The organism is Micromonospora endophytica, from assembly GCF_003236305.1.
GTDB classification, from domain to species: domain Bacteria; phylum Actinomycetota; class Actinomycetes; order Mycobacteriales; family Micromonosporaceae; genus Micromonospora; species Micromonospora endophytica.
Genome location: NZ_POTX01000253.1, coordinates 1 through 8,369 on the forward strand (window position 1 = coordinate 1; position 8,369 = coordinate 8,369).

At 71.3% G+C, this 8,369-nt stretch carries 10 protein-coding genes; 6 read left to right on the forward strand and 4 right to left on the reverse strand.

The features are described 5' to 3' along the window. Positions 1 to 142: 142 nt before the first annotated feature. Positions 143 to 1,012, forward strand: coding sequence for a carbohydrate kinase family protein (locus C1I93_RS25655; RefSeq protein ID WP_111245856.1), 870 nt, complete (start codon positions 143 to 145; stop codon positions 1,010 to 1,012). A gap of 9 nt (positions 1,013 to 1,021) precedes the next feature. Here C1I93_RS25655 and C1I93_RS25660 read toward each other — a convergent pair whose 3' ends face one another. After that, positions 1,022 to 1,543, reverse strand: coding sequence for a DinB family protein (locus C1I93_RS25660; protein WP_111245857.1), 522 nt, complete (start codon positions 1,541 to 1,543; stop codon positions 1,022 to 1,024). An 85-nt stretch (positions 1,544 to 1,628) separates the two neighbouring features. On the opposite strand from C1I93_RS25660, the gene C1I93_RS25665 reads away from it, so the two are divergent. Then, positions 1,629 to 1,835, forward strand: coding sequence for a DUF8847 domain-containing protein (locus C1I93_RS25665; RefSeq protein ID WP_111245858.1), 207 nt, complete (start codon positions 1,629 to 1,631; stop codon positions 1,833 to 1,835). An 11-nt stretch (positions 1,836 to 1,846) separates the two neighbouring features. Here the strand turns inward: C1I93_RS25665 and C1I93_RS25670 are convergent, their stop codons facing one another. Continuing rightward, a complete protein-coding gene (locus tag C1I93_RS25670; protein WP_111245859.1) occupies positions 1,847 to 2,992 on the reverse strand; it encodes a polysaccharide pyruvyl transferase family protein in 1,146 nt (381 codons plus the stop codon). Between the two features lie 322 nt (positions 2,993 to 3,314). Here C1I93_RS25670 and C1I93_RS25675 point away from each other — a divergent pair, with 322 nt between their 5' ends. Continuing rightward, positions 3,315 to 4,100 (forward strand): phosphotransferase, encoded by a 786-nt coding sequence (locus tag C1I93_RS25675; RefSeq protein WP_309148219.1) that lies wholly within the window; start codon positions 3,315 to 3,317, stop codon positions 4,098 to 4,100. Positions 4,101 to 4,109: 9 nt separating this feature from the next. Here C1I93_RS25675 and C1I93_RS25680 read toward each other — a convergent pair whose 3' ends face one another. Then, complete coding sequence (locus C1I93_RS25680) at positions 4,110 to 4,691, reverse strand: TetR/AcrR family transcriptional regulator (RefSeq protein WP_111245860.1); 582 nt, start codon at positions 4,689 to 4,691, stop codon at positions 4,110 to 4,112. A 77-nt stretch (positions 4,692 to 4,768) separates the two neighbouring features. Here C1I93_RS25680 and C1I93_RS25685 point away from each other — a divergent pair, with 77 nt between their 5' ends. Beyond that, positions 4,769 to 5,371, forward strand: a complete 603-nt coding sequence (locus tag C1I93_RS25685) for a dihydrofolate reductase family protein (RefSeq protein WP_111245861.1) — start codon at positions 4,769 to 4,771, stop codon at positions 5,369 to 5,371. Positions 5,372 to 5,432: 61 nt separating this feature from the next. Here C1I93_RS25685 and C1I93_RS25690 read toward each other — a convergent pair whose 3' ends face one another. Then, on the reverse strand, positions 5,433 to 6,230 hold the full coding sequence (locus C1I93_RS25690) for an alpha/beta fold hydrolase (RefSeq protein WP_111245864.1): 798 nt from the start codon (positions 6,228 to 6,230) through the stop codon (positions 5,433 to 5,435). Between the two features lie 231 nt (positions 6,231 to 6,461). On the opposite strand from C1I93_RS25690, the gene C1I93_RS25695 reads away from it, so the two are divergent. Together C1I93_RS25695 and C1I93_RS25700 are read left to right on the forward strand one after the other, a co-directional pair. Beyond that, positions 6,462 to 7,295, forward strand: a complete 834-nt coding sequence (locus tag C1I93_RS25695) for a pectate lyase (protein ID WP_111245862.1) — start codon at positions 6,462 to 6,464, stop codon at positions 7,293 to 7,295. A gap of 438 nt (positions 7,296 to 7,733) precedes the next feature. Then, positions 7,734 to 8,369, forward strand: a 636-nt coding sequence (locus tag C1I93_RS25700) for an NYN domain-containing protein (protein WP_146603575.1), incomplete at its 3' end; no start/stop codon positions are given.

Below are 8,369 nucleotides of genomic sequence, written 5' to 3' on the forward strand. Positions count from 1 at the left end.
CCCACCACACCCCGTGCACCACCAGCACGCCCACCCCCTGCTCCGAAGGAGGGGCCCCCTGTTAACGCCTGCGGTAGAGCAGGGGCCCCCTCTTAACACTCGGGTCAGGATAGGCGGCACCCACCGGCTACCGTCGGGCACCATGTACGACCTTCTGGTGATCGGCGGCCTCGGAGTCGACGTGCGGGTACGCGTGCCCGGCCTCCCCCTGCCGGTGGTGGATTCCGTCACCGTCGAGCCCATCGACCTGCGGATCGGCAACACCGGCGCCGGGGTGCTGCTCGCCGCGCACGCGCTCGGGCTGCGGGTGGCGGTGGTCGACTCCGTCGGTGCGGATCCGGCGGGTGACGTGGTCCGGGCCGCGCTGCGCCGCACCGACGTGACCGCCGTGCTGGCCGACGACCCGGCCGGCACCCGCCGCTCGGTGAACCTGGTCGACCCGGCCGGCCGCCGGATGTCGCTCTACGATCCCCGGGCCGGGGACGGGCCCGCGCCGTTCCCGGTCGACCGGCTGGCGGCGCTGGCCCGCGACGCCGCCCACGTCCACGTGTCGATCATGGGTTGGGTCCGGGGTCTGCTGCCCGCCCTCGGCGACGTGCTGGCCGAGGGGGTGGGCAGCTCCACGGACCTGCACGACTGGGACGGGCACAATCCGTACCATCGTCCCTTCGCCGACCTCGCCGAGCTGGTTCTGGTCAGCGGGGTCGCGTTGGGTGACCGGGCGGCGGCGGTGGCGGCCGCGCTGGCGCCGCGTCCGGTGTTGGTGACCCGGGGCGCCGACGGCGCCGACCTGCATCTCGGCGGCGAGATCCGCCGGGTGCCGGCGGCCACGCCGCCCGGCCCGGTGGTCGACACCAACGGCGCCGGGGACGCGTTCGCCGCCGGGATCGTCGCGGCCCGGTTGCGCGGCGCGACCTGGCCGGAGGCAGCCGGGTACGCCGCCCGGGTCGCCGCGGCGGCCTGCACCCACGACGGTATGGAGTATCCGCCGGGGCTGCTGCCCCGCCCCTGAGCGGAGGGGTCAGAGCGCGCCGGTGGATCCGTCGGTGAGTTCCCGCAGGATGTCGGCGTGTCCGACGTGCCGGGCCGTCTCCTCGATCAGGTGCACCAGGATCCAGCGCAGCGACACCTCGCCGAGTTGCGGGTGCGCCACCACGTGGTCGAGGTCGAAGCCGGCGGCCACCTCGCGGGAGCGGGCGCAGGCCCGCTCGTACTCGGCGGCCAGGTGATCCACCGTGTCGTCGGCAGCCAGGGTGAAGCTGGCCAGCGCCGCCTCCTCGGTGGTGGGAAACGTCTCGCCGGGTGCCGGGTCGAGCAGGGTGGGGAACCAGTAGCCCTCGACCAGGGTGAGGTGCTTGACCAGCCCGGCGAGCGTGGTGGCCGACGGCACCAACCGGCGACTCGCCTCGGGGTCGGAGAGGCCGCGCAGCTTGCGCAGGAGCACCGCGCGGTGAAAATCGAGGAAGGATTCGAGGACCGCGCGTTCGCCGGCCACCCGGTTCACCACCGGGCCGAGCGTCGGATCGATCGAGATTTCCGTCATCTCCGGCAGGTTAGTCAGGCCGGTCCGGGTCCGCTGCCCCGCCGACTCCGCTGCGGGCCGGCGGCGTCCGGTGCAGGATGGGCCCATGGCGACAACGGTAGAGATCCCGCTGGTGGGCGGTACGGCCGACGGTGAACACGTCACCGTCGAACTGGACCCGAACGACAGGCCCCCGCTGACCCACCACCGGCCGGGCCCCGACGGCCTGGCCCAGGCGGAGATCTACGAGCTGGAGTCCGTGGACGCCGAACGGCAACAGTGGCGCTACCGCTGGCGTGGTCAGGCGGCCTGAGCCGACGGCGGTCAGGCCCCGACCTCGGCGAGGGCGTACCTGCGCAGGCTCTCCAGCACCGCCGCGGTGACCCGCGAGGTGCCCCGGGCCTCCTCGCAGACCTGCGCCACCCGCCGCGCGGTCTGCTCGGCGCGTTTGTCGCGTTCGTCCCAGAGCTGATCCACCTCGGCCAGCAGCGGGCCCTCCACCTCGCGCTCCACGCCTCGCAGCGCCGGCACCCCCAACCGCTGGGCCAGATCGAAGACCTTGCCGGCGTACGGCAGGGGCAGGAACGGTGTACCCATCATCGCGGCGAAGATCAGGAAGTGCAGGCGCATGCCTACCGCCAGGTCGAAATGGCTCATCAACCCCAGCACCTGCTCGGGCGAGTAGGTGCCGTGCAGGATCCGGCCCCGCTCCGCGGCGATCATGTGCGACAGCACACCGTGCGAGTGCCTGATGTCGTCGCGTTCCATCGGTACGAACAGCACATGCGCGTCGATCCGGTGCACCAGGAAGTCGCCGATCTGGGCCAGCAGCCGGTGGTACCCGTCCACGTCGAGCCGTTCGGCCGCCCGGCCCGGCTCCCGTACGCTCATCCCCACCAGCCGCTTGCCGTCCGGCACGCCCTCCTCGCGCAGCAGGCTCGCCGGGAAGTCCGCCGGTTGCAGCAGGAACGCCGGGTCCGCGGTGACGGTGATCGGGTTGAGCAGCCCGGCCTCCTCCAGCACCATCCGTGACTCCTGGTCGCGTACGGTCACCTCGGTGGCCTCGGCGAGGGTCTCGCGGACCATGCCGCTGTCGACCATGTCGCTGAGCGGACCGACACCCACCGCGTACGTCAGCAGCGGCAGACCGCGTTCCTGCGCGACCCGCACCACCCGCAGGTAGCGGCGCGCCTCCCGGTCGTAGAGGATGCCGCCGCCGCCGAGGATGAGCAGATCCAGCTGGGAGAGTACGAGTGCCGAGTCGCTGCGGCTGACGCCCTCCCACGGCACCGCCTCGACGTCCGGGTGCGCCTGTCGGGTGTGTTCCGGGTTCCGTGAGAAGACGATGATCCGGGCGTTTGGTTCCTGCTGCCGCAGGTCGGTGAGCAGGCCCGTGAGGATGGCCTCGTCGCCGAGGTTGCGTCCACCGTACGAGCCGAGCACGCCAATTGTGAGTCCGGCACGCGTCATCCGTCGCTCCTCCCCAGGTGCGTCCACTCCGACGTTTCCCGCTGCGGCCCGGAACACTCCTGAGCCGGCGGTGCGCCATCAGTGCGGGACACGTGCCGGCGCGGGCAAAGCGGATACGAGGGTGGAAACCGGTTGCCGGCGGTTGCGGGCTGCCGTCAGCGTGAAGGCATGCAGACGCGCACGAACACTCGGCTTCGCTGGGAGCAGTTGCCCCCGGGTGTCCGATCCGCCGTCGAGGAGATTCTCGGCGACCGGGTGGTGGCGGCCGACTCGCAGCCGGGCGGCTACTCACCCGGCACCGCCGACCGGGTCCGCACGGCCGGTGGGCGGGCGAGCTTTCGTCAAGGCGGCCAGCCCGGAGCAGAACCCGGACACCCCGGTCATGCACCGGACCGAGGCACGCGTCACCGCCGCGCTGCCGGCGTACGCGCCGACGCCCCGGCTGCTCGGCTGCCATGACGACGGACACTGGGTGGCGCTGGTCCTCACCGACGTCGACGGCCGGCATCCGGCCACCCCGTGGCGGGCCGACGAGTTGACCGCCGTGCTGGCCGCCCTGGAGTCGATGGCCGCGGCGCTGACCCCCACGCCGGTGCCGCAGCTGCCGACCGTCGCCGAGCACCTGGCCGAAGACTTCACCGGCTGGCATCGGATCGCCGAGGACCCGCCGGCCGACCTGCATCCGTGGGCGCGGGCCCACCTCGACGAGCTACGCGACCGGACGCAGCAGGTCATCGCCGAGTTGGCCGGCGACACCCTCTGCCACCTCGACGTCCGCGCCGACAACCTGCTCATCGACGCCGCCGGCCGGGTCACCGTTGTCGACTGGCCGTGGGCCGCGCGCGGGCCGGCCTGGCTGGACACCGCGTTGCTGCTGCTGGACGTACGCCTCAACGGCGGGCACGACACCGAGGCGCTGCTGCGCCGGCTGCCGCTGCTCGCCGACGCCGACCCGGCGACGGTGACCGGCTTCTACGCCGGCCTGGCCGGTTTCTTCGCCGACCGGGCCCGGCAACCCCCACCGCCGGGCATCCCCACCGTCCGGGCGTTCCAGCGGGCCCAGTCAGACGTGCTGCTCGACTGGCTCGCCGAGCGGCTGGCGAGCTGACCGCCCGGCTCATCCCGGGGGTGGGGTGACCACCAGCCGCGACACCAGGGCCTCGACCACCTGGTCGGTGTCGAAGCCGGCGTCGATCGAGGCGGTGAGCAGGTCGAGCAGCAGTCCGTCGATCGCGTAGTGCAGCAGGGCCACCTCGAACGCGCCGCCGGGCAAGCCGGCGGCGGTGTGGAAGGCGACGTCGTCGCGGTAGCCGAGGCGCAGCGTGTCGCCGAGGATCCGGGCCAGGCCGGGTCGGCGGGCCGCCTCCAGGCGCAGCTCGATCAGGGCACGGGTCAGGTCGGGATGGCGGGTGGTCCGCTCGACGATGTAGCGGACGTAGTCGGTGAACAGGTCCAGGGACGGCTCTCGGCTGCCCAGCCGGGCGAGCACCGCCTCGTCCGGGGCGAACCGCTCGAAGATGCGTACGGCGAGCGCGCCGAGCAGGTCGTCGCGGGACCGGAAGTAGTTGGAGGCGGTGCCGGTCGGCAGTCCCGCCTCGGCGTCGACGGCGCGGTGGGTCAGACCACGCGCACCGGCGGCGGCGAGCACCCGCAGCCCCGCGTCCGCCAGGGCCGCCCGGCGTTGCGGGTTGCGTGCCACAGCAGTGACCGTAGCACCAACCACAACAGGCGTCGTACACTGCCAACCACGACATCCGTAGTGATTGGGGTACTGGTTTGCGCAAGCTCGTCTACTTCGTCGCCAGCACCATCGACGGTTTCATCGCCGCGCCCGACGGCTCCTACGACTTCTTCGGTCTCGCCCCCGACACCGCGCGCCACCTCGTCACGCACTGGCCGCAGACCTTCCCGAGCTTCACCCACGAGCAACTCGGCATCGACAGCCCGCAGGGCCGCTTCGACACCGTCCTGATGGGCCGCGCCACCTACGAGCCCGCCCTGAAGGTCGGGATCACCAGCCCGTACGCCCACCTCAGGCAGTACGTCTTCAGCCGCTCGCTGGCCCCGGCCCAGGACTCCGGGGTGGAGATCGTCTCGGCCGATCCGGTGGCCTTCGTCCGTGACCTCAAGCGGCAGCCCGGCCGCGACATCTGGCTCTGCGGCGGCGGCCAGCTCGCCGGACAGTTGTTCAACGAGGTGGACGAGTTGATCGTCAAGGTCAATCCGGTAGTTGTCGGCAGCGGAACACCGCTTGTCGATCGTGGCTTCGACCCGACGCGGTTCTCCCTGCGGGATGCCACCGCGATCGGCGGCGACGTGGTCCTGCTGCACTACGCGGCCGGACAGGGTGAAGCGCAGGTCGGCGGAACGGCCGGGTGAAGCGTCAGGGCGGCGGAACCGCCGGGTGAAGCGTCAGGGCGGCGGAACGGCCGGGTGAGCCTCAGGTCGGCGGGCCCGCCGGGTGGGTGAGGAACGGCAGCACCGCCGCCGGCAGGGCCGGCGAGTCGACGATGTCGTAGTGGGTGAGGCCGGGCAGCACGGCCAGCCGGGCGCCGGGGCGGTCGCGGCCGTCCCAGCCGGCGTCCCGGTGACCACCGCCGAGCAGACCGAAGAACTCCACCATGTGCGCCGGGCGCACCGAGTCGGCGTCGGCGCAGACCAGCATGGTGGGCGTGGTCAGCGCGGCCACCTCGGCGGACCAGTCGTACTCGCGACGCAGCAGCTCGCCGGTCTTCGCCCAGAGCCTCGGCCAGTCCTGCGGTCGGGGCGCGAGGCGCTGGTAGAGCTGATGGGACGGGGTGCCCCGCATCCGCTCGCCGGCCGTCTCGTCGGGATCGGGCATTCCGGCGAGCACCTCGGGAAACCACCCCTGCCGCCGGCACGGCGCGGAGACCACCACCAGCCTGCGCAGCAGCTCCCGGCGCTGGATCGCCAGCCGCAGCGCCACCCCACCGCCGAGGGAGAAACCCAGCACGTCGGCCGGCCCCAGGCCGAGCTGGACGATCAGCGCCGCCACATCCTCGGCCATCGACTCGTAACGCAGCGGCCGGTCGATGTCGGCGGTGCGGCCGTGGCCCTGGAGGTCGACGCCGATCAACCGTCGCCGCGCGGCGAACGCCTGTCGCAGCGCCGCGAGCGTCTCCACCGCGCCGAATCCCCCGTGCAGCAACACCAACGGCCGGCCACCGCCCTGCTCCTCGTACCAGAGCCGGACGCCGTTGACCTCCACGTAGCCCACGCGCTCCCCGGTTGTTCGCGCCACCACCGACCCACCGACGGTACGGGCCATCCGTCCGCCGTCGGCGCGGTTGCCGCAGAACGCCACCCGCACGTTAGGTGACCCGACGCCCCCGTAGCGTTACTTTTCGACCAGGAATCCGCCAGGCCCCCGTCCGCACACCCGCCCCCACACGTACTCCCCGATGTCGTCACCGCGCCACCCGGCGCGAGACCCAGAAGGGGCGTACCGATGTCAAGGTCAAAAGGTTCTCACCGCACCTGGCTGGCAGCTGGCGTGCTCGCGGCGGGGTTGGCCGCCACCGTGGCCGTCACCAGTCTCGCCGCCGCCGAGACACCGCCCAGCGCACCACCGGCCGCCGCCGATGGGTCGGCGGCCGACAGCGCGCCGCGACCGCTGGCCGGGCCGCCGCCGGCCACCGGGCAGGAGTCCGTCACCGAGACGATCCAGGTAGCCGGCACCTTCGACGGAGAAAACCGGCGCTTCGTCGGCAGCGGCGACCTCGGCGACGGCGGTCAGGACGAGGGCCAGGATCCGCTGTTCCGGCTGGCCGACGGGGCGGTGCTGGAGAACGTCATCCTCGGCGCGCCAGCCGCCGACGGGGTGCACTGCGCGGGCAGTTGCACGTTGCGCAACGTCCACTGGGAGGACGTCGGCGAGGACGCCGCCACCTTCCGCGGCACCAACGCGGTGGTACGGATCGAGGGCGGCAGCGCGGCGAAGGCCGCAGACAAGATCTTCCAGGACAACCGGGGTGCCGGCGGATCGGTGACCATCACCGACTTCCAGGTGGACGACGACTTCGGCAAGCTCTACCGCTCCTGCGGCAACTGCCGGACCCAGGCCGCCCGCACCGTCACCCTGCGGAACATCACCGTCACCGGCACCGGTGACGTGCTGGTCGGCGTCAACGCCAACCTCGGCGACCGGGCGGTCATCGAGGGCGTGACCTTCATCGGCGGCGGGCGCGCCGACCTCTGCGACCTCTTCGAGGGCAACAACACCGGCGCCGAGCCCCGCAAGATCGGTTCAGGGCCGGACGGCCGAACCTGCATCGCCAGCTGACCTCAGCTTCCGCCCTCCGCACCCTCCGCGCCGGCCACCGACCGAGTCAGGTGGCGGGCCGGAGGGGCAGGGCGAAGGTGGTGGGCGCGGCAGGTTTTCGCGCCCGTACACGTCTCTGATGTCGCTTGCGGCCCGAAGCCCGGGCTTGCCGCCGACAGCGGCCTCCACGGTTCGAGTGCTGCAGCCAGGAGTGGTGCTTGTGGGCCGGCCAACCAACTAGAACAATCCAAGTTGGTCTATATAAATGACGGACCCACGATCATCTTGGGAATCGGATTGATCAGGCCAGGCAGTGAGCTTTTAGTCCCATTTAGACACCTCGGGTTAGGTCGCTATCCCTTGCTCCTGGCCGGGCCTTGACCTCTGTTCGCCGCCAAAGGGGCGCGCAACGGGTACGACAGACTCGAACGCTCTTGCTTCTACTGGTAACGTTCGCCGGTGCGCGTTGGTGTGTATGTCGATGGGTACAACCTCTACTACGGCGGCCGCGGGCTGTGCGGCCAAGGAACGCCCGGCTGGCGCTGGCTCGACATTCGGGCTCTTGCCAGTCGGCTGCTAGCTCAGGTGCCGAGTTGGACGGGCGCCCAGGTGCATCGAATCGTCTACTGCACCGCAGTGATCGACGCGGCCAGCAACCCCTCAGGTTTTGTCGATCAAGACATCTACCTCAAGGCTCTGGTGGCATCATCCAGCGTCGACGTAATCGAGTACGGGAGCTACGTCTCGCGGGTGAAGTACGCCCCGCTCGCGGTAAAGGCGCAGAGCCGTAGCGCCAGACCTCAGCTCGTGACTCCACAATGGCCGATCATGGTTCAGGACGCTCAAGGCAACCCGGTACCGGACGCAACGTTCATGGTGTCGTATGCCCACAGGGAAGAGAAGGGCTCCGACGTCAACGTCGCTTCCCACCTCCTTGTCGACGTGCTCACGTCCCAGATCGACGCGGCTCTAGTGATCTCCAACGACAGCGATCTTCAGTTTCCTGTGTCGTACGCGCGAACGAAGGTACCTGTCGGGACGATTAATCCTTCCCGGAACTACCTGGCGGGGGCGCTGAAGGGCCAACGGGGGGAG

Coding starts and splice junctions, on each gene's coding strand:
- C1I93_RS25695 (WP_111245862.1), top strand. CDS start 6,462: ATGTCAAGGTCAAAAGGTTCTCACCGCACCTGGCTGGCAGCTGGCGTG.
- C1I93_RS25660 (WP_111245857.1), bottom strand. CDS start 1,543: ATGACGGAAATCTCGATCGATCCGACGCTCGGCCCGGTGGTGAACCGG.
- C1I93_RS25655 (WP_111245856.1), top strand. CDS start 143: ATGTACGACCTTCTGGTGATCGGCGGCCTCGGAGTCGACGTGCGGGTA.
- C1I93_RS25670 (WP_111245859.1), bottom strand. CDS start 2,992: ATGACGCGTGCCGGACTCACAATTGGCGTGCTCGGCTCGTACGGTGGA.
- C1I93_RS25665 (WP_111245858.1), top strand. CDS start 1,629: ATGGCGACAACGGTAGAGATCCCGCTGGTGGGCGGTACGGCCGACGGT.